This window comes from Erythrobacteraceae bacterium WH01K, assembly GCA_027941995.1.
Taxonomy (GTDB): Bacteria; Pseudomonadota; Alphaproteobacteria; order Sphingomonadales; family Sphingomonadaceae; genus CAJXSN01.
The window spans coordinates 504,360-528,122 of the sequence record CP115966.1 but is presented as its reverse complement, the minus strand read 5'-3'; the positions used below and the strand labels follow the sequence as shown (position 1 = coordinate 528,122).

Annotated in this window: 19 protein-coding genes; 4 read left to right on the top strand and 15 right to left on the bottom strand. The window is 58.2% G+C overall.

Annotated elements, in window-relative coordinates:
• Window positions 1-4: 4 nt before the first annotated feature.
• The gene (locus tag PF049_02740) at window positions 5-349 is read left to right on the top strand and encodes a cupin domain-containing protein (protein WBY17965.1); all 345 of its coding nucleotides are present in this window, start codon (window positions 5-7) and stop codon (window positions 347-349) included.
• A gap of 7 nt (window positions 350-356) precedes the next feature.
• Here PF049_02740 and PF049_02735 read toward each other — a convergent pair whose 3' ends face one another.
• From PF049_02735 to PF049_02715, 5 genes are all read right to left on the bottom strand, one after another.
• Window positions 357-1,874 carry a carboxylesterase family protein gene (locus tag PF049_02735; GenBank protein ID WBY17098.1) on the bottom strand — a complete coding sequence of 506 codons (1,518 nt, stop codon included), beginning with the start codon at window positions 1,872-1,874 and terminating at the stop codon, window positions 357-359.
• Window positions 1,861-2,886: a sugar kinase gene (locus tag PF049_02730; protein WBY17097.1), complete on the bottom strand. Its 1,026-nt coding sequence runs from the start codon at window positions 2,884-2,886 to the stop codon at window positions 1,861-1,863. The genes PF049_02735 and PF049_02730 overlap by 14 nt, the downstream gene beginning before the upstream one ends.
• Window positions 2,883-3,656 (bottom strand): 2-dehydro-3-deoxy-D-gluconate 5-dehydrogenase KduD, encoded by a 774-nt coding sequence (gene kduD / locus PF049_02725; GenBank protein WBY17096.1) that lies wholly within the window; start codon window positions 3,654-3,656, stop codon window positions 2,883-2,885. The genes PF049_02730 and kduD overlap by 4 nt, the downstream gene beginning before the upstream one ends.
• A gap of 43 nt (window positions 3,657-3,699) precedes the next feature.
• Window positions 3,700-4,338, bottom strand: a complete 639-nt coding sequence (locus tag PF049_02720; protein WBY17095.1) for an RpiB/LacA/LacB family sugar-phosphate isomerase — start codon at window positions 4,336-4,338, stop codon at window positions 3,700-3,702.
• 129 nt (window positions 4,339-4,467) lie between these two features.
• Window positions 4,468-5,490, bottom strand: a complete 1,023-nt coding sequence (locus PF049_02715) for a LacI family DNA-binding transcriptional regulator (GenBank protein WBY17094.1) — start codon at window positions 5,488-5,490, stop codon at window positions 4,468-4,470.
• Window positions 5,491-5,660: 170 nt separating this feature from the next.
• Here PF049_02715 and PF049_02710 point away from each other — a divergent pair, with 170 nt between their 5' ends.
• The 3 genes from PF049_02710 (at window position 5,661) to PF049_02700 (ending at window position 8,571) form a co-directional block, all read left to right on the top strand.
• Window positions 5,661-6,437 carry a fumarylacetoacetate hydrolase family protein gene (locus PF049_02710; protein WBY17093.1) on the top strand — a complete coding sequence of 259 codons (777 nt, stop codon included), beginning with the start codon at window positions 5,661-5,663 and terminating at the stop codon, window positions 6,435-6,437.
• A 343-nt stretch (window positions 6,438-6,780) separates the two neighbouring features.
• On the top strand, window positions 6,781-7,038 hold the full coding sequence (locus PF049_02705) for a hypothetical protein (protein ID WBY17092.1): 258 nt from the start codon (window positions 6,781-6,783) through the stop codon (window positions 7,036-7,038).
• Between the two features lie 285 nt (window positions 7,039-7,323).
• Window positions 7,324-8,571: a tyrosine-type recombinase/integrase gene (locus PF049_02700; protein WBY17091.1), complete on the top strand. Its 1,248-nt coding sequence runs from the start codon at window positions 7,324-7,326 to the stop codon at window positions 8,569-8,571.
• Between the two features lie 221 nt (window positions 8,572-8,792).
• Here PF049_02700 and PF049_02695 read toward each other — a convergent pair whose 3' ends face one another.
• From PF049_02695 to PF049_02650, 10 genes are all read right to left on the bottom strand, one after another.
• The gene (locus tag PF049_02695; protein WBY17090.1) at window positions 8,793-9,977 is read right to left on the bottom strand and encodes a GIY-YIG nuclease family protein; all 1,185 of its coding nucleotides are present in this window, start codon (window positions 9,975-9,977) and stop codon (window positions 8,793-8,795) included.
• Window positions 9,970-12,069 (bottom strand): DEAD/DEAH box helicase, encoded by a 2,100-nt coding sequence (locus PF049_02690; protein WBY17089.1) that lies wholly within the window; start codon window positions 12,067-12,069, stop codon window positions 9,970-9,972. Before PF049_02690 ends, PF049_02695 begins: the two co-directional genes overlap by 8 nt.
• Window positions 12,066-13,253 carry a hypothetical protein gene (locus PF049_02685; protein WBY17088.1) on the bottom strand — a complete coding sequence of 396 codons (1,188 nt, stop codon included), beginning with the start codon at window positions 13,251-13,253 and terminating at the stop codon, window positions 12,066-12,068. Before PF049_02685 ends, PF049_02690 begins: the two co-directional genes overlap by 4 nt.
• The gene (locus PF049_02680) at window positions 13,250-14,011 is read right to left on the bottom strand and encodes a hypothetical protein (protein WBY17087.1); all 762 of its coding nucleotides are present in this window, start codon (window positions 14,009-14,011) and stop codon (window positions 13,250-13,252) included. Before PF049_02680 ends, PF049_02685 begins: the two co-directional genes overlap by 4 nt.
• On the bottom strand, window positions 14,008-16,806 hold the full coding sequence (locus tag PF049_02675; protein WBY17086.1) for an N-6 DNA methylase: 2,799 nt from the start codon (window positions 16,804-16,806) through the stop codon (window positions 14,008-14,010). The genes PF049_02680 and PF049_02675 overlap by 4 nt, the downstream gene beginning before the upstream one ends.
• 108 nt (window positions 16,807-16,914) lie before the next feature.
• Window positions 16,915-17,817 carry a zincin-like metallopeptidase domain-containing protein gene (locus PF049_02670; GenBank protein ID WBY17085.1) on the bottom strand — a complete coding sequence of 301 codons (903 nt, stop codon included), beginning with the start codon at window positions 17,815-17,817 and terminating at the stop codon, window positions 16,915-16,917.
• Window positions 17,818-18,038: 221 nt separating this feature from the next.
• On the bottom strand, window positions 18,039-20,786 hold the full coding sequence (locus PF049_02665) for a conjugative relaxase (GenBank protein WBY17084.1): 2,748 nt from the start codon (window positions 20,784-20,786) through the stop codon (window positions 18,039-18,041).
• The gene (locus PF049_02660; GenBank protein ID WBY17083.1) at window positions 20,786-22,639 is read right to left on the bottom strand and encodes a type IV secretion system DNA-binding domain-containing protein; all 1,854 of its coding nucleotides are present in this window, start codon (window positions 22,637-22,639) and stop codon (window positions 20,786-20,788) included. Before PF049_02660 ends, PF049_02665 begins: the two co-directional genes overlap by 1 nt.
• Window positions 22,636-23,007, bottom strand: coding sequence for a hypothetical protein (locus tag PF049_02655; protein ID WBY17082.1), 372 nt, complete (start codon window positions 23,005-23,007; stop codon window positions 22,636-22,638). The genes PF049_02660 and PF049_02655 overlap by 4 nt, the downstream gene beginning before the upstream one ends.
• Window positions 23,008-23,214: 207 nt before the next feature.
• Window positions 23,215-23,727, bottom strand: coding sequence for a hypothetical protein (locus tag PF049_02650; protein ID WBY17081.1), 513 nt, complete (start codon window positions 23,725-23,727; stop codon window positions 23,215-23,217).
• Window positions 23,728-23,763: the final 36 nt, after the last annotated feature.

Here is a 23,763-nt window from a genome sequence, read left to right as displayed (position 1 = left end):
TCCCATGGTGGTTGTCACCGAAGGCGACGTCATGAAACGGGAAGCGCCCCCTCACGGCGCCATCGGCATGTCTACCGCCTACCGAATAAGCGATGCCGCGCCCCAGCCACGCACCATGGAGTTCCGCCGCCGCGTGCTCGACATCGGCGCAGCGGTCGGGGCACACCCGATTTCGCATGACGAGGTTTACTACGTGACGTCGGGCACAGGTGTTGTCATCTCGCACGGCATCGAAGCCGAATTGACCTCCGGCATGGCAGCCTATCTCTATGAAAACGCAGTCGTCGGTATCCGGCAGACCGGCGATGAACCCCTCTCGATCATCATCGCCTACCCTGTCTCGCGCTGAACCGCTTTCAGCTGCCGGGTTGAATATAGGGCACGCGGGCGAACAGTTCGCGTTCCCATGACCTGGGGTCGTTCTCCACTCGGCTGACAGTGTCGAACACCATGGTCTGACGACGAGCAACATCGTATGTTGGCCAGCCTGGATCGCCAGACCGGGCGAAACGCACGAAAGCATCCATCAAAGCGTCGCTCATGACCTGCTGAGCCGGGGTCGGCGCGGACACAGTGCCGAAAGACAATGCGATATCGTCGGTGTGTTTCGCCTGTTCGAAATCGAGTTGGTACACCCACGTACGGTCGGCTGAAGGCGATCCGGCGCCTGCCCGTGCCTCGGCCTCTTCCACCTGGCCGCGCCAGCTCCGTGCGGCAGTGACAATGCGGTGAAACAGCTCGAGCGCCGCTGCCTCGGGATAGCGTGCGCGGAATTGGCCTACGACCCAGTTCGGTTCGATGTCGACCCGCATCTGCGGTGCAATCCGCTCCGCCAGATTTTCCATCGTCAGCCCCGCAACGGGCGGCCGCTCCGGAGAATAGAAGGCGCGCGTTTCCATAACCGTGTTGCCGAGCATCATCGGGATGTGATGCGATTGCGGCGGAGCGTCCGGCCAGAAAGGATGGCGGTGTAGATTTCGCATATCGAGCACAGGGCCCATATAGAGCCCGCCGCCAAGGACAGGATCGGTCGCGGACAGTGCGGCAATCAGATAGTCTACCGGCACCATTGCGGGATCGATGCCCTCCCCCAACGCCTCGAGAAATGCGGCCGTGCGTTTTGCCGCGTTGAGCGGACCGCTCGCTGTGACCTGTTGCCCACTCATCGTGATGGCCTTGGCAAACAAACCCGCGGCAGCTGGCATCGCCATCAGGGTCGCGATCTTGGCGCCTCCACCAGACTGTCCGAACACCGTGACATTATCGGGATCCCCACCGAACGCCGCGATGTTGCGCTGAATCCATTGAAGGGCACAGATCAGGTCGAGCTGACCGTTATTGCCACTGTCGGGGAAGCGGTCAGGCAGATAAAGATAGCCGAGCGCGTTGAGGCGATGATTCACTGTCACGACCACTACATCCCCGCGCTCCGCCAGCCGCGCGCCGTCATTGACCGGGTCGCCTACCGAGCCATTCGAATAGGCGCCGCCATGAAAATAGACCATCACGGGCCGTGCTTCGCTCGTGGTCCCGGGGGCCCAGACGTTGAGGAAGAGGCAGTCCTCGGCCTCGTGCGAGTAGGTTTCCGACTGCTGCGGGCACGCCGGAATATCGCTCCATTTACCCGACAGCTGTTCTGCCGACCGAACCGGCACGGGGGCTCGGAATCGCTCTGCCCGGGCATAGCGGATCAGCGGGTAGGACCATGCACGGCCGGCGCTGCGCGCATCGTAACGGCCATCGGGAGCATCCACCGGTTCGGCACTGAGAGGCATCGCCGCATCCTGCGCAAGCCCGGGAACCGCGGCCAAGATACCACCAGCCAGCGCCGCACCGATCAGCGTGCGACGATCGACCCCCTCAGCGCCTGACATCGGCCCCGGCAGGATCGAAAGCGTCGAGTTCCGCCCTCGATACCGAAAGATTATCGCCCACGATGCCATGTTTCATTACCGCCAGAGACAGGCCCGTCTTGGCCATGTCCTGCGCCGAACCCCCTTCCAGCCAACGCATTAGTGCGCCTGCGGCAAAGGCATCGCCGGTACCGATCCGATCGATCACGGGATCGATGCGAACCTCTTCGGTCTGCCAGTGGCTCTCGCGCAGGTCGATGCGAGACGCCAGGCGTTGAGCGGTCGCGCTGTCGACATGCCGCGCCGTCGAAGCGATGGTCTGAAGTTTGCCGAAAGCGGAAAACGCAGCGGCGGCCGCTTCCCTTCGGCGATCCGGCCCCTCGCCCGAAAATTCGTGCCCAAGCAGAAGCGAGATATCGCGGTGGTTGCCGATCAGGATGGTGGCTTCCGACACCAGTTCGGTCAGGATTTCGCGCGGGTCGACGTCCCAGGCTTCCCACAGGTTCGAACGATAATTGCCGTCGAAGCATATTGGCACGTCATGTTCGCGCGCCGCTGCGATGGCCGCGCGAGCGAGCGCGACTCCCGAGGGGCCGAGCGCCGGGGTAATTCCCGAAAGGTGAAGCAGGCCCGCTCCGTCAAGGATTGCGGACCAGTCGAAGTCGTCCGGTGAAGCATTGACGAAAGCGCTTGCGGCGCGGTCGTAACTCACACGGCCACCGATGGGACCAGTCGGAGGCTCGAAGAAATAAAGACCGAGCCGCCCCTCCCCATTCATGCAATGGGCGGTGTCGACCCCCGCTTCACCCAGCGCCGCGCGCGCGCGCCGGCCCAGCGCGTTATCGGGAAGGGCCGTCACCATGCGCGCCGACTGGCCAAGACCTGCAAGCGCGATCGCGACATTGGCTTCCGCTCCACCCGCGTGAAGGGCAAGCGCATCGGCCCTCGTCAGGGGCGTTCCCGAGTGCGGTGAGAGACGCAGCAGCATCTCGCCGAAACAGACGACCGACTTGTGTCCGGCCGTCGCGCTCATCGCGCCAGCCACCCGCCGTCCACCGCAAGGATGTGTCCCTGGATATAATCTGCAGCCTTGCTCGAAAGAAAAACCGCGGCGCCTCCGATGTCGGCAGGCTCGCCCCAGCGGCCTTCGGGAATCCGTTCCATGATTTGGCGGTTTCGCAGCTCATCGGCCTGCAATGCGGCGGTGTTGTTGGTTGCGATATAGCCGGGAGCAATCGCATTGACGTTGATGCCCTTGGGCGCCCATTCGTTCGCCAGCAATTTCGTCAGCCCTCCCACCCCGCTCTTGGAAGCAGTGTAGCTCGGAACCCGGACACCGCCTTGGAAGGTCAGCATGGAGGCGATGTTGACGATCTTGCCCCGGTCTCCATGCTGGCTCGACCAGCCGACCATGTGGCGCGCGACGGCCTGGGTCAGAAAGAACAGCGACTTGAGATTGGTGTCCAGCACCGCATCCCAGTCCTGCTCCGAGAATTCGAGCGCATCCTCGCGCCGGATGATCCCCGCATTGTTCACGAGGATATCGACGCGGCCGAGCTCGGCGATGGTTTCAGCGACCACCTCGGCCACCGGCGCAATCGACGAAAGATCGGCCTCGATCTGGATGGCCTTGCGCCCGGCGCCTTCGACCATCTTCTCGGTTTCGGTAGCTGCACTGCGGCCGACCAGCGCGATTCCCGCTCCGGCCTTCGCAAGCGCAACCGCAATGCCTTGGCCGATCCCGGTATTGGCACCGGTCACGATTGCCGTGCGACCGGTCAGGTCGAATGGACTGGAAGTCATCTGCCTCTCTCGCACTTGATCCGCCAAGTACCCACCTTGTCGCTCAGCCCGTAACCCCGCGAAGATACTCGCTTATCTCGTCGTTCTGCGAATTTGCATAAAACAGTTCTGAGAACTTTTCGCCGGCGACCGCAGCCTTGAGCAGGTCTTGGTCGACATTCTTGAGCACGGTCAGCATATCGTTGCAGGAGGCAGCCTTGAGATCCTTCAGGATGCCGCGGTTTTTCGCCATGACTTCGGCGCGCTCCTTCGGGTAGCCCGCGCCGCCTTCATTCTCGAAAATCTTCCGATAGCAATCCTGCAGGTTGAGCTCCGCCGCCCAGCCGAAGCCTTTGGCATAGGGCATCGACATGCAGTTACCATCGTTGATCTGGCTGAACAGGAAGGCATCCGTGGGATCGATTACGAGGCCGCAAAAGACGCCCGGCATCGCGTTGCATGCAAGCATCGACCCCATGCCGGTGCCGCAGCCCGTTACCACGAAATCGGCCGCTCTGGAATTAAGCAGGATACCCGCAAGCAGTCCGTTCATGACATAGGTGAGCGAAGCATCGTCCTCGGCCGAATACATTCCATAGTGATGCACTTCATGGCCGAACGATCCGGCAACCGAGCTCAGCGCATCATGGATAATCTCCGCCTTGGCGGCCTGGCTGTTCTCGACGATTAGGGCAACCTTCATAAAAACCTCTCTTGAACCTCCGACCGGGCCGCTGCTGTCTCTCGATTCTTCACACGGACGGATTTAGGAAACCGGTGTCATTCTTGGGTATAGCGGCAGATGCGAGTCGAATTCAACCACTCATTGCAATTATTCTTTTACGATTGACGTGACGGAAGAACGATGGACCAGTCTGGCGGGAAAGATGGCGCGGCTAGCTTCGTCGTTCGACGGGTCGATGATTTTCAGTGCCGCCGCCTTCGCCATCTCCCGTATGGGCCAACTGACGGTCGTCATCGGGGGCCAGATATGGGCAGCGATCGGAGAGTCGTCGAAGCCAATGATCGACAGGTCGTCGGGAACGGATATTTCGCGCACCCGCGCCGCATGCATTGCGCCGGCGGCCATTTCATCATTGCTGGAGAAGATGGCGGTCGGGCGCGGTCCTTGCGAGAGCAGGTGCTCGGCGGCAGCGATGCCCGAATCGAAACGATAGGTTCCCTCGGCTATGTAACCACCCGGAACGTCCAGCCCGTGCCGACGCATGGCATTGAGGAATCCCTCGCGGCGCTCGAATGCCGAACGAAAGCCTTTCGGACCCTGTATGATTGCGATTTGCCGGTGTCCCTGCGCCACAAGGTAGTCGACCGCGCTTTCCACCATCTCCCGGTCGTTCGAGGCGACCATGTGGCTCGCATCGTCCAGCGCGGCGGAACCCATGCGGACATAGGCGCAGCCCATCTCTTCGCAGAGGGCCGCCAAGTCGTCGTTTTCGGAGATCGGGGGAAGCAGCAAAACCCCATATAGACGCTGTTGCTCGAGGAAATTGCGGATGTCGTCGAGCATTTCGGGCGAGTGGCGATCAACCGGCCGGACGACGAGGGCGAACTCCGTATCGCGGATCGCATCCAGGACACCTTCCTGGAAATTGAGCACGGTCTGCGCATTAGGGTTATCGTGCAGCAGACCGATCAGGAAGTTGCGACGCAGGGCCAATGCGCGCGCCTGAGGGTTAGGAACATAGCCGAGTTGGGCAATGACGGCTTCGATCTTCTCGCGCGTATCCTGCTTGATCAACGGCGAACGATTTATGACCCTGCTGACGGTCTTCTTCGAGACACCGGCAGTGCGCGCGACATCGTTGATCGTCGGTGCCTTACCCTGTCTTGCCATGCGCTGTTCGTCACTCTCCGCTTAAGCTGCCCGCGTTCTAGTCGGCATTGGCCAGATTGCAAAACACCGCAGAGCCAACGAGCGAATCTGTCCGCAAGAATCGCTTTGACACCGGTTACCTTTTTCGTCAAAGACGGGCCGATTGGTAGGTTTTTGCGAGGGGTTGGGTTTTGGGTGCCGAGGTTCAGGACATCGCTGACGCCTTCGTCGAGGCGAGGCGAACGGGCAAGGCCATCACGCAATATCCGGGTCCACGGCCCACCGATCTGGCGAGCGCGTATGCTATTCAGGATGCCGCCCTCTCCGTGTGGGACCGAAAGGTTGGTGGCTGGAAAGTCGGCAAGATCAATCCGCCTGCGGACGGCCAGCTTGGCGCGAACAGGCTGGTGGGCCCGGCCTTTACCGACGGGATTTTTGAAGAGGGTGACCGTGCCGCCTGTTACACGGTGTTCCGAGGTGGCTTCGCTGCTGCCGAGGCCGAGTTCATGCTTCGACTGGCCCCCCGGAACGGCTCGCTGCCCGCTAACCGGGAAGAGGCAATGGAGTGGGTCGACGAGATTCGGATCGGAATCGAAATTGCGTCATCGCCCTATGCGAACATCAATGCCGACGGCCCCTGCGTCACCGTGTCGGACCATGGAAACAATGCAGGCTTGTTGCTTGGCAAGCGCATACCCAGAGAGGCATGGGGCACCCTCGACGACGTTCAGGTGTCGCTCGAGATCGAAGGCGAAGTAGCGGGCCGCGCTACCACTGCGACTATGCTGGACGGACCGTTCGGTGCGGTTGCTTTTTTGCTCGACAACCTTGCCAGACGAAACATCGCGCTCGAGGCCGGCTGGTGGATCTCAAGCGGTGCGATCACGGGTGTTCACGCCGTCGAGGTTGGAGACGAGGTAGTCGCACGCTTTGAAGGTATTGGCGATGTCTCGCTGCGTGTCGAGTAGCCAACCAGTCTCCTGATTTGATCTTCGTAAGCGCTGTAATCGACGGTTTCCTGTGCGTCCTGCTTCGCGATCTTGCGCAGGTTAGTGAAGAACCTGAGGTCGCGCTTGTATTCCGCAATCTGTCCTTCGGTGATTGATGAGTCTTCGAAGAATGAGCGCGATCCCAGAGCGATCTTCAGGCACATGGCGACCTCGATCTCAACCCTTTCGGCCGCCAGCAGTCTGACAAATACCGTCCTCTGGTTCGGGCCCTCGGCAGTTAGCCCCGCTCTTGAATGCGAACGAAGGAAAATTCGTCAAAAGCGGGTCCATTCGAACTGCCCTCGGCAAATGGCGAATACACTTGGGCTTCCTGGCAGCGGTCAAAGCGGCGAAAAGCTCATCCGCCGCAGCACCGTCTCGCTCCATCAGGCCACGGCTGGAGCGGATCGGCGCATGGGATACCCAAGGTCGGCTTATGTTGGGCCATATCCGACCGAACGTTTCTGACAAATATGCAACGCCTTATCATGAGGCTTATCTCGTCGATGCGGTTCGACTTATCGAGGAGTTGATCGACCGCATCGAAGCCGCTGCCCCAGGCGCGTTCTCGTTAGATTAACCGGAGTTTCGCCGGAGCTTGCGTGCCGTCCAAATCAGAAAACGGCGGAAAAGCTGGCGCACCCGACAGGATTCGAACCTGTGACCTCTGCCTTCGGAGCTGTAAAAATGGTGCATTTTGTTGCAACGCAGCAGAACGAAAATGAACCATAAATAATTATTTTTATTGCGTTATTTTGGTATTACAAAGTTGCGAATCGTTCGCATTTGTTGCGCTGCGTTCACCCCTCCTGCACTTACATTTCACTTACGGATTCGCTACTTTGTGGTCGGAGGAAAGATCGCAATGCATCCCGTGCTAAACAATTCTGTAGCATTAAAAGCAGCCGCAAGAGCGAAGCCTTATGAATTGCGCGACCCAAAATTCGGCGGGCTTCTGCTGCGGGTCCAGCCCTCCGGCGTAAAGACATGGTATCTCGAATTCGAGCGCGGAAAGCGCATCCGGCTCGGTCGCTTGACCAGCATGGGATACGCCCAAGCAGTCGAAGCATCGAAGAGCGCACTTGGCCCTTATTGGGCCGGTGTCGATCCGCGCATCGAGCGTCAGAAGCGCAAGCAGGTTTCGACTTTCGGCGAGTTTATTGACGAACATTACGCTGACTGGGCGCGGGTTCACCAGAAAACCGCAGAGGCCAATCTCAAGCGACTGAAGGTGGCCTTCAAGAAGTTCCTCAAGATGCCGATGGCGACCATCTCGCCGCTCGATATGGAACGCTGGCGCGCGCAGCGCATGAAGGATGGCGTCAAAACCAACACCGTCAATCGCGACATCACGGCGATCAAGGCGGCACTCAACCGAGCTGTCGAATGGGAACTGATCGCGGTGAACCCTATCGCCAAGGTCAAGAAGGCGCGCGAGGACAAGGAAGTCCGTGTTCGATACCTGGACGAAGCCGAGGAGTATCGCTTGCGCGCGCAACTTAAGACGCGCGAAGACAGAATGCGTAATGAGCGCGACACGGCCAATCAGTGGCGGCGTGAACGTGGCCGAGTGCTCTTACCCAGCCTGCGCGCCGTTCCGTTCACCGATCACCTGATGCCAATGGTCCTCCTTTCGCTCAACACCGGCATGCGGCGCGGCGAACTGTTCGACCTCAAATGGTCGCACGTGAATTTCGACCGGCAGATCGTCACCGTGTCGGCTGAGACTGCGAAGTCGCGAAAGACGCGGCATATTCCGCTGAACGCCGAAGCCTGTGAAACTCTCAAATCCTGGCGCTCGCAATGCGACCTCGGCAACAGCCGTGTGTTCGAAAGCGAAGACGGCGCGCGCTTCGACAACGTCAACTCATCGTGGAAGAAGTTGCTCACTGATGCGAAGATCGTGGACTTTCGTTGGCATGACATGCGCCATCACTTCGCCTCACGTCTTGCTATGGGCGCGGTTGATCTCAACACCATTCGCGAACTGCTAGGGCACAGCGATTACGGTATGACCCTGCGTTACGCTCATTTGGCTCCAGAGCACCGACGCGAAGCGGTCGAGGTGCTCGACAGGCCGAGGCCCCACCTCAAGATCGTGGCCACGAACTGATGTAGCTAAATGCGGACTGGCGCTTGCCGCTCAGCGAGAGCTGTTTCCCTAAATTGCAGATCAGTGGGGTTGCTCATGGGGATACAGAACACTAGTAACATCGCAACAGAACCCGCCACGCCTCTCGACGATGCGCACCAGGCGGGTCTTTTTTGCCTAAAAGTAGAACGTTGGATGCTGGCGATGTGCGATCAGGTGGGCAGAGTTGCAGAGGCCCTAATTCAATTGGCAGAAATGAGACGAGCCTCGTCAAGAGCGTATCTGTAGTCGACAATCGTGCCATCGATGATCCTGGACACTGCCTCGTCGATCGCTTGTAACGGGACGAGGAACCACTCTCTGGGTTTCACCGACTTCCCGAATCGATCGAGCACTTCAATATCGAGGGCGGCATCTGCAAAGAAGCGATGGATCAAGTTCTCGAACTTAGTCCGGTTCATGTTTGACAGCTTGTAAGTCGCAACGATCTCGACATCGGCCATCAGAAAGGTCGACTGAAGCCGCGCGCCTGCGATGCGTTTCTCGACGGCCATGTCAGTGACTCCGATCTTATGCACGAGGTCTCGATGCTCCGAGACGAGCGGGTGGTCAGATTTACTTCGCAGCACATAGATAGTCCCACTGGCCTGATCGCCCTCTTCGCGCTCGCGAGAGAACAGCGGGCCTGCGTCATCCTCCACAACGCGCCTGCCAGCGTCTCCATCCGCATTCAGCAAACGCTGCAATGAACGCATCAGCATCTCACTTTGCGTACCGTTGTCGAAAACAACGCGCAGCCTAGCATCGGACCGACCGTGGTCGGTCGTGAAGGTCTCACCCATGTCGGCGACGTACGCAATTTGACCGCCCACAACGAAGAAACGACCGGCTTGAATCTCAGACTTCAGCTCGAACTTCCGAGTTTCCAATGCGCCGCTTGCAATGTCAGCTGCCACCTTCTCGAGTAGAGGTTCAAATTGTTCGAAGTCCGGGCACTTCTCGCGATTCGCAACCTCCTCCGCAGCCTTCTTTTCGGCTCGCGTCTGCACGTGCTTAAGCTGTGTGATGTCCAGCGCGTCTGCTACAACCCCCAATTCTGCAAGGAGATCTTCATCGGCCAGCTCCGCACTATCCACTTGAGCGTCACTAGCTGACTTTTTGAGCAGCCAGTTTGCGTCTAAGCTTGCGAGCAATTCCTTGGCGTCTTCTAACTCTCGAAGCCGGTCCAAGCGGACAGCGTATAAACGCTCAAAAACATCGTTGCCTTCACCATGCTGTGGCACACGACCATGCTCATCGTAGAACCTGCAAATGTCTTCAAACCCGGCGATGATCCTTTCTTCACGCGCGGTGTATTTCCGCACTGGCTGCTGCTTCGCTTCAACGCCCAGTTCTGCGAGCAGTTCACTGTCTGAAAGTTCACTCACCGTTAGCGGCCTCAGCATTGTACCTAGCGAAAGCAGCGACGCCCTCCGCCATTCGCTTTTCCCAAGCGTCTTGAGAGGTTATTTCCGGCAAGCGTCCGCGCTCCTTTTTGAATTTCAGGGCGCGCTCAGCCAGATCTCTGGCTTCTTCGCGAGATACCTTCACCTTTTTCGCCGAGATAACAGCCGCAACCTGTTTCAGTGTCGCCTCGCTCATCGACTTCGCCAATACCGCATAAGCAGCCTGAAACGGATTGATGCTGTCGATCAGGTCGATATCCAGATCGCGGACATCCATCGCAAATTTGCGCACTCCATCGAGGAGCGCGGTGTTGGCACGTTGCTCGCCATCGTCCCCGCCCTCGGTGTCACCAGTTGCGGTTAGTTCTTTGGCCTTTTGGGTGATATTGAGTGCCGCAATTGCATGCTGCCGAATGGCCTCTTGGTCTTCGGCTTCAAGCTCTGGGTATCGATCGCGCACAATCTTACCCATCTTCAACTGGGTCAGTTCCTGCGGAACTGTATCGCCGCCATTTTGGTCGCTATCAAACAGCCCGCGCTCAGAAACGCTGTTGTCCTGAACAAACGCGGTGATGACTTCGTTCAAGTCCTCTCGGCAAATGCGAGATGCCTCTTCGCTCTTCGGCTCAACCAGCCCCTTGATCTCGAAATGGAACTGGCCTGTGTCCTCGCGAACCCCAAAGTTGGTCTCTCCCTCTTTGTACCCACCCGGCCCATAGTCGAAGTCTTCTAGCGGCCCCGTATCTTTCGGGGTGAATTTGAAGCGGGGAGCGAGCACTTGCTCCATTAGCAGGCTCGCGGCGATTGCTTTCAGAGTATCGTTGATCGCATCAACAACCGCTGCCTCCGAAGCGTCGGGTTCGGCGATGAAGTTTGTGAATGTCGCGCTTGTTTTGCCAGGCGCGTCTCTCGTTGCCCGCCCGATGATCTGAACGATCTCCGTTAGGCTAGACCGATAACCAACCGTGAGCGCATGCTCGCACCATATCCAGTCGAAGCCTTCCTTCGCCATGCCAAGCGCGACGATCATGTCTACGTGATCTCGATCGTTCTTGTGGGCTGGGTCTTTAAGAGCCGAAAGCACCTTCGCGCGGCGCGATGGGTCGCTATCGTCAACAAGGTCTGCAACCTTGACGATCTTACCTCCTGCAGTTTCGACCAGATGGAAGCCCGTCACAGGGTCAGCTCCTTGCCACTCCCCAATTGTCTCTAGGATATGGTCTACCTCCGTCACCTTGCCACGCTTGGTGCTCTCCCGAGAATTCACATTCGGAATATGCACGATCGTCTTGCGATCAGGATCAAGAACCTCACCGATCGCATCAAGGTAAGGGCCGGTGTAAAAGTAGTAGCCGATGTCGAGCGACTTGAGGTGCTCATAGCCGTTGAGCTGTTCGTAGTAGGTGTAAGAGACCGTCTCAAATCTGGCTTCATCTTCGGGCGTCAACACAGGTTCGGCGTCGCCCCGAAAATAGCTGCCCGTCATGGCGACGACATGGCACTTGTCTCGCGAGATCAGCTCCGCAAGCTGGCTGCCCAATCGGTTCTCGGGGTTTGCCGAGACGTGGTGAAACTCATCGATCGCGATCAAGCGGTTGTCGAAAGCTTCAATGCCAAGCTCTGCCACAGCAAAGCGGAAAGTTGCGTGGGTGCAGACCAGCACCTTGTCTTCGCTTTCCAGAAACTGCCCGACTGCTCGCACCTTTGAAGGGTCGGCGCGCTCTTCATCGTCACCCGGCGTGTTGCACAGGTTCCACTTCGGCTTGACTTCCCAATCGGCCCAGAACCCGAAATCTGACAGAGGTTCATCGGAAAAGCTGCTTCCGATCGACTTTTCGGGAACGACGATAAGCGCCTGCTGCAAGCCTTGATTGTGCAGCTTGTCGAGCGCGATGAACATGAGCGCGCGCGACTTGCCAGAAGCAGGAGGCGATTTGATTAGAAGATATTGTTCGCCCCGATACTCATAGGCTCGCTCCTGCATGGGTCGCATGCCGAGTTCATTATTCTTGGAAGACGCGCCGGTTCGAGCTGTCTGGAATGACACGGCTGGTATGGGTTTAGGAGCAGTCATGGTTTCCAGTTCTCTGCCGCTTGCACGCCCAGTTTCCAAGCGCGTTCGATTGATGCCTCATTGGCCAAGAAGAATTCTCCTCCCAGCGACCTTCCAGACACTTCTAGGGAATCCTTCATGGCTTGCTCGCCAGCAAGGGCATGTTTCGACGAAGGGAATGGCGCCCGCCCCTGCTTGAACGTAGACTTGTCGATTTCCCACTCAAATGCGCAAGCGGGTAGCGCCTTATTGTGCGCCTTGCAGCGAGTGTCGGGGCTTACGGAAAATCCAACCTTGAAAACCGCCTTATGGCCAGGGTCATACCCAAGCAGCGCTTTCGTTTCGCCTCTCATCCGGAGGACATACAGGTGCTTCTCGCCCTCCGATTCCTTCACGTCGAAGCCCGATTGAGAAACTGGGCCGGGCCGACTTGGCTTTAGCAACTCAGTCGCAGGGCCGGGCATAAGCACATCAATCTGCGCGCTCCCAAAAACGGGCACCTCGACCAGCGTAAGATCAAGTAAAGCTCTTGCTTCCTCGGGTTCGAGACGCATGCCGTAAGAGCCAATCGCTGTCCCGTTATCGCCGCCCTTGTGAGTTGTAGGGAAGATGTCGCGAACATAGGGGCGTTGCTCCTGCGGAACCCGCCAAGCCCTCATAGCCTTGAGAGCATGATACCATCGATCGCCACGACTTGGATCGCTACGCTCTTCCGCGTGACGATCAGGCGCAAGAAAGTCCCACTTCGCGCCGAGAATATGAGACTGCTGCTGCATACCCAGCACACGAAGTCGGTCTTCTTTATTTGGCGCTTTAGAGGTGCCACAAATTACCACCAAAGCCCCCGGCACACTCATCTTCAAAAACTTGTCCCGTTTAAATTCCTTGCTGTAGCCGAGAAAACCCCAAGTCTCTGGTGTGAAACCGTGAAAGCTCTTCAAGAAAACCTGAGGTGGGTCGGCGCGAATTGCCGCAAGCGGGTCGAGTACTGCATTGAATTCTCTGCCCTGCTTATGCGCACGAACAAAGGCTTCTACGCTCCCATATTCTTCGACGGCGCGTTGAGCCTGAACTTGGCTAATCACCCGATCGCCAACTTCCCAGCCATGGGCTGCAAACATCTCTGCCAAGCCGCCATACTGCTTCTGGGCGATCTCGTTCACCGCTGCCTTGTCCCAGCCGGGTGATCGATCGAGCTTGCTCATGCCGCATCCTTCTTGTGAGCTTTTTCGAGCCATTGCGGCAAGCCGGTCACTTGCGAGTGATATATGTTCTCTGGAAATTGCCGCCAGAATTCTCCGATAGCCGCTGCAAACCGGGCAAAGTGATCTTCACCAACCTGAAGCGCAGAATAATCCAGAGCAGATACGAAGAATGCTGAATTGCCTTCCGCCTCTTCGACCAGATCGGGGGCGATCTCCTTTAGCCGAGCGAAGGAGGGGCCGTTCCCATGCTTATAGACATTGGTGACTAGCCTACAGCGCTCCAATTCTTGGAAGAAATCACATTCGCGGACTTTCCAGCCACAGCAATCCAGCAGTTCAAAAAGATGATCGAGCGAAACGGTCCAAACCGTCGCTCGGACATTGTCGCCGACACGATAGTGTAGGAACTCCTTCCCGAGCCAGTCACGCAACTGCTTTTCCCATTCGTGGAACATGCCTGCAATGACACTCAAGAGCGTAGCTTCTTGGAGACGCACCAGACCCTGATAAAAGCCCGCCATCTCGTCGTAGGCACGCTCCTGAAAGTCTGCAGGATCATGACGATCGGGATCAAAGTTCTTTTGGTTATCGTCCAGCCACGCCTGGCCAACAGCATCCGCCTCTGCCTTCATATGCTTGTCGTCGAACTGGTCGACCAAACGGCGCTTCGCCTCAGCAACGTAAAACTCGTGGTTCGCGATCAGGTATTCTCTTTGCCGTCCCCACATTTGCAGAAAGACGCGATCGGGTTCACTCATGCCGCGTCCTTTTTGCCGGTCATTTTGGTGTAGAGCTCGAACAGTTTTTCTAGGCGTTCGGTGTCGTTGCGGAAGCGGCGGCCGATGTAGATGCGCTCTAACACCTCGTCGTTTTCCTCATGGGCGCGGTGGAGGTCTTCGGGCATTTCATCGGGGTCGTAGAGGTCGGCGATGGTCGCCGGGAAATGCGCTTCGCGCGTAAGGAGGATGTTCTCGGCGCAGCGGGTGAGGTCGGCCTTGTTCTGCTCGGTGAGCTTGGGGAGCGGGAAGGTATTCCAGCCGAGGGTGTTGGAGTATCTGATCCGAGTTTCTAGCTGCCCGCATACAGCTTCGATCCAAACCTGATGGATGCGAGAATTGATGATGGCGATGTCATGAAGCGGGCCATTTAACTGGGCAAAGGCAAGATTTGTTATGATTGTCCCAGGAGGCTCTAAACCTGCTGGAATATACTCACGCTTTTCGGATGTTACGGTAGGTATCAGCGTGACAACCTCCACCCCGCTTTGCTTTACCTCTTGAAACTCGTGAGGGCGTTTGGCGCTCGCAACCGTCGCTTCTTTCTCGCTATCAGATCGCATTTGTCGAACGCGACCGACGCGTTGCTTCAAAGCAGGAGCCGCTTCTATTTCGTCGGGATCGGCGCCAGCCAGCCAAAGAGCGTAACGCACAATTCCTTTGATATGCTCATTTGCTCCGAAGACCCTCTTGAGGAACTTGGCCGCGCTTGGGTTTTCGCGAAGCAATTCGTCCTTTTCAGAGGCCGACAAGAGTAGGTTCCCACCTTCGACCGGCTTTCCGCCGGCTTCGATTTTCTGTCGCCCCACTGGTGCCTTCCGCAAAGCCGCAACTTCAACATTCGGTCCGGCAATGAGATAAGCATTTATGTTTGGAACACTCTGGGACAGGGGCTCCCCATCATCGCTAACTGAAAAGAGCTTGCGTGTCGCTGGTTGGTCGCGGCCTAGACCAATGATCACGCAAGTCACTCCAGCCTTATTCTGCGCGAGGTTGGTCCATTTGAAGCCGGTGTGTGCGAACTCGATTTCGGCCCCCATACCAAAGATGATCGGCCACAGGATCGAAACTTGCTGACCTTGGCAGATGCTGTTGGTGGTGACCAAGGCCGCCTTGGATTGAGTTGCCGCACCGTATTGAACGGCTTTCAAAAGCCATGCCGAGACGTAGTCGAGAGATTTCCATTTTGACGTCAGACCGGAAAACGCCTTTTCTAAATCTGCCTTACGTCCTTCTGCTTCCGCCTTTAGTTGCGCCTTTCTCGCTGCACTCGCACCCTTTGGCGCCTTGACCGTCGCGCCGATGTAGGGAGGGTTTCCGCAGATATATGTTTCACCGCCGGCGTTCTCGAAGTCGATCTCGGACTGGTCGAGCGGCGTCTCAAACAGATCATCGCCAGTCACTTTCACACCGGTTCCAGTCGGCGGGAAAATGTCGAGCCAGTCGAGACGGAGTGCGTTGCCTCGGATGATCCAGTTCGCTCGATCTAGCGGCAGGAACTCGGCCAGCGCCTCCTTCTGACCGCGATAGAGCACGTCGCATTGATACTCGGCGATAATCAGGGCGAGACGTGCAATCTCTGCTGGAAAGTCGCGCAGCTCAATGCCGCGAAAGTTAGTCTTGGGAATGTCGGTCTTGCGGTCAGGCTCACCGCGACGGCGGTTAATCTCCGCCTCGATCTCGCGCATCTGCTTATAGGCGATGACGAGGAAGTTGCCGCTGCCACAAGCCGGATCGAACACCCTGATCTTGGCCATGCGGCCCCGCAGGTTGGCGAGCTTGCGGCCATTCTCGCCTGCTTCCTCCAGTTTGGCGCGCAGATCGTCGAGGAACAGCGGGTTCAGCACTTTCAGGATGTTCGGCACGCTGGTGTAATGCATGCCGAGCGCGCCGCGCTCTTCATCGTCAGCGACCGCCTGAATCATTGAACCGAAGATGTCGGGGTTGATCTTCGTCCAGTCGAGATTGCCAATATGGATGAGGTAGGAGCGGGCAATCTTGCTGAAATAGGGAACCTCGGTTGAACCGCTAAACAACTCTCCGTTTACATAGGGAAAGCCATTGGCCCAAGGCTTGATGCCTGCTGCCGAACGATCGGGCAGCGCGGTGTTCATGGCGCGGAACAGCTCTTGCATCACTTCCGCAGCGTTGTCAGCCGCCCCGCTGCTCATCCGCTCAACCGTCTCGGTGAACTTATAGCCTGCGTGGAAAATGTCGGTGTCTTCGGCAAAGAAGCAGAAGATGAGGCGAGCCATGAAATGGTTCATATCCTCGCGCCGACCTTCCCATTCGGGATTGTCGCTGCGCAGTTGGACGTAAAGCCTGTTGAGCTTCTTCGTCGCCTTGATGTCGAAGGCGCTCTCGTTGATCTGCTTTGTCGTCGTGATCCCGGCGAGCGGAAGGAAAAGGCCGAACTTTTCCGCGAGCTCCGGGTATTTGCAAATCAGGATGTCGCCGGTTTCGAGGTCTTCTGCCTCGATCTGATCACCATCCGTGGCGAGAATGAACTTCGCTTTTTGGCTCGTTGTCTTGGGGCTTTCCCGAAGCGCGGTCAGGGTGTCGGTCACATCACCGGCTGGGCAAGTCGCAATGTGTATGTTGCCTCGTTGCAGAACGCCGCCGTCGAGATCGGACTGATTGGTTGCGCCTTTGCGCAAGCGATCGATCGTGGTCTTCTTGTTGCCAAACGCGGTCAGGAACTGAAACGGAAATTCCTCCCGATCAAAGGGGAGGGAAGCAAGCTCTTCAACAGCGTCTGAAATTTCTCCGGGATTCATAGCCCGCTTATGGCAAGCTTTATTGAGTTGCTCCACTGACTTATCACTTCATCCCCTACAAAGGACGGGAGAAGTAAACGCAGAGAGATTACTGCGTTCGGTGAAGTCTCACCCATCCTTCCCCTTCCTACACTTATCGCAGCTCAAGAATTCCGCTGCCTTTGTCGCTGCGCTTGCAGCGGTGAAGATCGCGCGGTTGTCGGCCTTGAGCACCTTGAGCCAACTCGCAAGATAGCTGGCGTGGTCCGGACGTGGGCTCGTGGAAAGGCCAAGATCGCCGCATAGAAAAGCTGAACCAAGCTCGGCTACCAGTTCCTCCATTGCATAGGCCTCGTCACCAAACCGCTTGCCAAACTTGCGTGCCAGCCGGTGGTCTGCGCCTGACCAATGGACAAGCTCATGAAGCAAGGTCGCGTACCAATTCTCGCCCGCGCCTCCGCTGGCGGTGGCAAAGAACCGCTCGCGGTCGGGCATGGTGATAATATCGGTCGAAGGGGTGTAGTGAGCGCTGTCGCCTTGGATGCGCACACTTGCACCCGTTCTTTCGACAAAGGCCTGCGCTTGCGGGATGGGGGCAAACTCTTCCCTTTCCGGCGTATCGGAGATCTCATATCCTTCGACTTGGCTGACATTGAACACGTGAGAGGCCCGGGCGAAAATGCGGCCAGAGCTCTCGTCTTCCTCGGTCTTTTCATCCTCGCGCTTGTCCAGAACCTTGTAGAACACGATCGGTGAGGCCTTCTCGCCTTTCCGGACTTGTGCTCCGAGTGACTGCCACTGGCGATAGGTTGCCCAGAGCCCATGGCCGAAGTCTTGCGCCTCGGCGCTGGCCCAAAGGGCGAGGACGTTGACGCCGCGATAGGCGTTTTTGCTCACGGCGTTCACCGGTCGTGAGAGCGGCGCGGTGCTACGATGCCAAGGGAGCGAGAATTTCTCAGTGCCATGTTCTAGAGCTTCGATGATCTGGTTGGTGATGGTGTCGTAAATGCTGGTAGTATTGGTGCGAGCCATGTTGAAAATCCTTCGTCCAATCGTTGGGAACGCGGACAAAGGGACGGGCCGAATTGGCCAGGTGGGTCAGCGGTTACGCGGAACAGGCAACACGGGAGGGCTTCAGCCCGAATGGAGCGGGCAGGCTGTTGATCCCATCAGGCTCGGCCTGTCGAAAGGGAGCAGTTCATTCCATCGGGAGGACGAAGGACGCCATGGCCTGCCGCCGCCGGGGCGTTTAATCACCCCAAACCAGCTCCCATCGCTTTGGATTTGCTGGCCTCAGGAGTGCTCGGTGCCATGGCCATCTGCTTCTCGCCAGCGCGCTCGTAGATCGCACGGACAAGCCGTTCCTTATCGTCGGTGACAATCACTGCCTGTGTTTTGGCGCGCGAGAGCGCGACATAGAGCAATTTCTGGTCGACCAGATTGGTGGACCGGCTGTCGGCATGGATCAGGACGCGGCTTGCGGTCTGGCCCTGAGCAGCGTGGGCTGTCTGGACATAGGCATGGCGCAGATGGGTGTTGCGAGGATCGGAGAGATCGAGTTTTTGCTCACGTCCGTTCGCCAGCTTTAAGGTTGCCAGGCTTCGATCAGGATCGATGCGGGTGACGATGCCGTCCACTCCATTGACCCGTCCAGCTTCGCGGTCGTTGCGCGTGAATTGGACCTGATCTCCAGTGCGCAATTCCATAGACTTGCGGTCAAAGACCTCGGCCTTGCTCGCGCCCCATTGTCGGGGACGCCAATCAATCGCGCGTCCATCGCGGCCTTCCAGGGAAACGCGTGCCTGATCTCGATCGACGGAGGCAATCGTGAAGCTTTCGCCGCGCCGCACCCCTTTGGCGTCGTAGTCACGCGTGAACCGGACGACATCGCCGACATCATAGCTTGTTGCCTCTCGGGCCTCAGCACGGGTGAAGCCTTTTGCCTGAAGTGCATCAAAGCGGACGGCCTGCGCCGAAAGTTCGCCGCGCTCGGTAAGCTTTGATCGGATCATACCCGTGAGTTTATCCCTGCCTTCTCGTGATGGCTCAATCATCAGCGTTCGGGCACGCTCTGCTGGCGACAAAGCAAGATAATGGCTGGCCATTGTCTCAAGGCGTTCATCTGCTGATGCGGCTTCAATGACTGTCCCACCGCCATTTTCCAGCGCCGCGAGCGCCTTACCGGCATGGCCTTCAATTGAAGCCAGAACGGCTTCACGGGTTTGCGTGTTAGTCTGCCTAACGACCTCCGCAAGCTTCGCGGTCGCCATGCCAGCCTGCTGCAACTGGGCAAAAGCTGCGCCTGCTCCGACGGAACCCAACTGCTTCACGTCGCCAACCAGAACGAGCCGGGCTCCAGCTTTATCGGCGCGGGTCAAGAGCTTTGCCGTGTCGTGCGCCGAGAGCATCGAGGCTTCATCGACTATCCAAACGGCATCCTTCCCTGCCGTTTTCGCCTCCGGTGCGAGCAAATGCCTTGCCACCGTGTCGCCGCGTCGGCCAAGTGTTTCACCAAGCACGGTGGCTGCCGATGCTGTGGGCGCAAGTGCAGTTACCTCCAGTTTGTGCTTTTTGGCCTCACGGGCATAGGTCGCAAGCACGGTCGTGGTTTTGGCAGTCCCGGCGTAACCTTGAACAGCGGTGATGCGATCTCGCGAGGTTAGCAGGTCTGAAGTCGCCCGCTTCTGGTCATCGGTCCAAGCATAGCCTGAGCGCGCCGATTGGCGTGCCGCGCGCTCGATTGTTCGTGCCGCTGCCACCGGACTGGCAAGCGATTGCGCCATGCCACGCCCTGCATATTCAACGCGCAACATCGTACGCTCTGTCTCGATGGCCTGAGGCGTCGTGAACCCGCCAAACTCAGCCCCGCGCCGGTCAAGGAAGGTGCGTTGAACAAGCTCGCCTCGTTCTGCGGCCTCGGCAATCGCTGCACCGATCGCACCGTGCCCGGCCTTTCCAAAAGCAAAGTCTCCAGCCTCACGCGCCAGCGTGCTGGCTGAAAACACCGCCTCTCGCTCGGACAGCTTAGCTGCTGCCCAAGTTACCGCCTGTCGCGCCAGCAATTCCGGGCTGGCGCTTGCTTCGCTGGTTTTGACCCGCTCTCTCGCTTCTCCGATCAGCTTTGCCCGCGCTGCCTTGTCGAACCCGCTACCATCGGCAGTCGCCCGCCAGTCAGCGCGCAAGGTTCTATGATCGGCATGGGTCTTGGCCTCGCGTGTATCGAGCGCCGCGATCTGCTTTTCGGCGGCACTCGCTTCCGCGCGGTTAGTGCCCCGCTCAGCGAGCCGTTCATCGATCGCTGCGGTGCGTTGGCTGAGCGCTTCGATGGCATTTTCTGGAACGCCTGCGATCTCGAACAGCGCATCTTTTCCTGCCTCAATCCGATAACCCAGCGCGGCAACACCGTGCGCCAGCTCCTGCCGGTAGATCGCGCCGATTTCCTTTTGCAGCTGGTAAAAGGCACGCGGCTCCAAACTGCGCCAATTGCCTTCCTTATCCTGGGTCGCATTGAGAATTACCCCATGGGTATGGAGCTGAGGGTCTTGCGACCGGCTCGTCGCATGCTGGAACGTGGCCACTGCAAGATTGCCAGTTGCCTGCCGTTCGACCACGCCGCCTTGTCTGACCCGGGTTGCCGCCATGTGCTTTTCAACATGTGCGAGCGCCGTCTTTACCGCTTTCCCATGCGCTTTGATCAGCCGCTTGTCTCCGGCAACCTCGGCCATGATCGAAACCGACTTTGGAGCCGAAAAGGTAATGTCCCAGCCTGGACGGTGCTCGACTTTGCCTTCACGCACGGTGCCCAGCTGCTGTCCAGCAATCCGGCCTTCGAGCAGTTCGCCAAATCTCTGGCGATCAACCTCTCCCGACAGGCCAAGTTTCTCAGCAGCCTCGCCAGACCACTCTGAGGGAGCCATGCCACCTTCGGCATAATAGTCGTCGGCCTCATAGTAGCTTGCAGCCTGAGCTGCGCTTGACAGGGCAGAGACAGTGGCGACCATTAAACCGGCCCTTGCTGATTAGCGCGCCCATTCTCGCTTTCAGCTAAGTCCTCATCGACCTGCGAGCCTTTGGCGATCTCACTCACCTTGCTCCAAAGCGTGTCCGCAGGATCACCAGGGATGTAGCCAGGCTGGCGTGCTTCGCCGCGCTGCGTGATATGGTCAGCGGTAAGACATATCTTGGTCACCGGAAGCCCGTCAGGCAGCAGCAAATAGCCTTTGTAGGGACTAAGCCGCAGATCACTTTCGAGCACCGCTGCACGAAACTGGCGCTGCGTTGCCATGGTTGTTCGCGGGCCCTGATTGTTGATGGCAAGCGTATCGGTTGCAACGCGCATTTCGATCTCGCACTGGCCGATGGTTTCGCTTGCCCATTTGCGTGTTTCCTGATCGACCGTTTGCAAAAAGAGCTTGGTGTTGCAGCAGGCGAGCATGGCTTCAGCGATGTTCGCGCCGTAGCGATTGCGCATTTGCCCAAGGGCCTGGAAGGTGAGCACGATCGCTGCGCCAAACTTGCGGCCTTCGGGTAAGAGCCGGGCCAGGTTCTCAACGCGTGGGAGATCAGCCAGTTCATCGAGCACAAACCAAATGCGCCTGTCAGAGGAGGGTGAAAGCCCTAGCACCGCGCTTGCGGCGCATTCGAGCCAGCAGGCCATAAGGGGTTTGGAAGCCTCGAAGTAATCTTCCTTGCGCGGCACAAAGATCCAGGGCTTGGCACCTTTGCACTTGTCCAGATTGACAATGAATTCGCGGAAGGCAAAGGGATCGCCCTCATCCTGCTTGATCTTCAAAAACTGGATAAGGTTTGCAGCCTTAGCGAGCATAAAGAGCACACTGCCGGTGGCCCGATCTGCGTCATCAGCAAAGGTGCGAGCTGACGATGTATGGCCGAGCCATTCCTTCAACTGCTCTTTGCTTTTGACCTGCAAGGCTTCGAGCAATGCCTCAAGGCTGCAGATCTTTTCCGCCCACAGGGAGCGCATCATATTGGCGACGAGAATACGGCTCGTCTCAAGCCAGACATCATCATCCTCGCTGCCCGTTTCTGCCACCAATTGGCGCGCGATGCGGTCTGCATCAGCGGGGTGCGAGATCTCATCGAAAGGAGACCAATAGGTGCAGCGCGCATCGAAGGGATTGAGGATGATGTCGCCGCGCGCAGGGTTATAATAATGCGCGATGAACTCTCCGCTCGTGTCATAGACAAGAGCTGCCTCACCGCGCGCTTCGATCCCGTCGAGCATCTGGCGCAAGACAGTCGTTTTGCCGCTTCCGGTTGTGCCCAGAAAGGCAAAGTGGCGGGTCTCCATCCGGCCCGGTATGGGCACAGGCCCCACCCGCAAAGCGTCTTTCCCGCTCAGCAAAGTGGTTTGCGCAGCGACGTCTTCTTCTGCAGCCAGACGGGTTCCGCCGATAACCCGGTCAGCCAGCGTATCCTCGCCTTGCTGGGACATAGTGCGCTTAATGAAGTGGGACACCAGAACCCCGGTACCGAGCCCCGCAAGCGCGCCGCCCATGACCATTTTTATAGCCTTCTCAAAGGTCGCAGCAACCAGCGGTTCACTGGCAAGCGCTGATGCGGATACGGTCCACCTTTGACCGTCCATCGACACCTTCATCATCATATCTTTGCCAGACAGATCACCCCAAAGGGTGAGCAGGCTCGCCCCTATATACTGGGCTGCAACTGTGACCTCTTCGGGCAGTAACCGCAGCTGAGGCACAACTATTGCCCCGGCCAAAGACGAGATAAGAATGAGCTTGGCAAAGAAGCCAAAACGTTGCTGCCAGTGCGCCATGCGCACCCGCCAAAGGGCATGGGCGCGGGTGACAAAATCGGTCCCATAGCTCATGACTTCGGCTCCAGCGCAAGGGAGCGCTGCCGCTCAAAAGCGGCCCGCGCTTCGGCGGCAATGGCCTCATCAGACTGCTTCTTACCAAGCGCTGCATTGCGCGCATAAGCATAGGCTGCGCAGGAGGTGAAAAGGGCCCGGTCAAGCACCCTCTCGGTCTCTGCGAGGCGCTCGGATATTGAACCGATCTCGCCTGCCAACTCAGCCAGATCAGTCTCCTTATCGGTGCCGTGCAGCAGCGAAAGCAAGCCCGCTTCCACCACTCTTGCGAGCATAGCGTATTGGGACAGGCCGCGCCGCTTCGCAAAGTCAGCAAGCAGCCTGTGTTGTGACGGATTGAGGCGCACCGTCTGCGCCCGCGCGCTCATCGGTCCGCTCCGGCGGCGATGCTATCCGCCATCGCAAAGAACGGCGGAAATGCGCGGGTCTGCAAACGGCGATCGTCACGAGATGCTATCAGCATCTCGCCAAACCCGCAGAAATCCTCGATGCACCCGTGCGTGGGGTGTGTATCCACTTTCTGGGCTCGATGCGTAGCATCGCGGCCCCGTCCTTCTTCTATCTTTGAGAAGCCGCTATCCATCGCAGATATCCTCCTTCTGCGCTGTTGGAGGCGTCGCAGACAGTATCAGATTGCGGGCGACATCATCGTCAAAGTAGCGCTCGCGGGATTGGCGGGAAGGCAACTGCCGATCCGCCATATCGGGGCGCGTGAACCAGCGAAGTAATGCAAGGTCGATCGATGCTCGGACTTCGTCTGCGAGGTGATTGGTCTCTTCTGGCGTGAGGTCCAGCCACCCGAATTCGGTGCGCAGCTGGCTGCCAAGCGGATACCCGGTTCCATCTCTGCCCAGGTAGACGGGACCTTCGACGGTTAGGCCGCAATCGTGGCCCTCAAACCGCTCGCGGACCGGGCGCTCGTACCAGAGCCAGGGTTGCAGAGTGTGGCGACGGGCGCGCCCATCGGCGTTGTCTTCAACGAGCAGCTCGATGAGTTTGGATGTGCGCTCTTTGTCATCAGATGGAACGCGGGCGATGATCCAGCCCTCCTTCAGCAAGGCCGTTTTAATCCATGATCGCATAGACATTTGGGAGTATCTTTCTGCGGACCATTGCCCGCATTA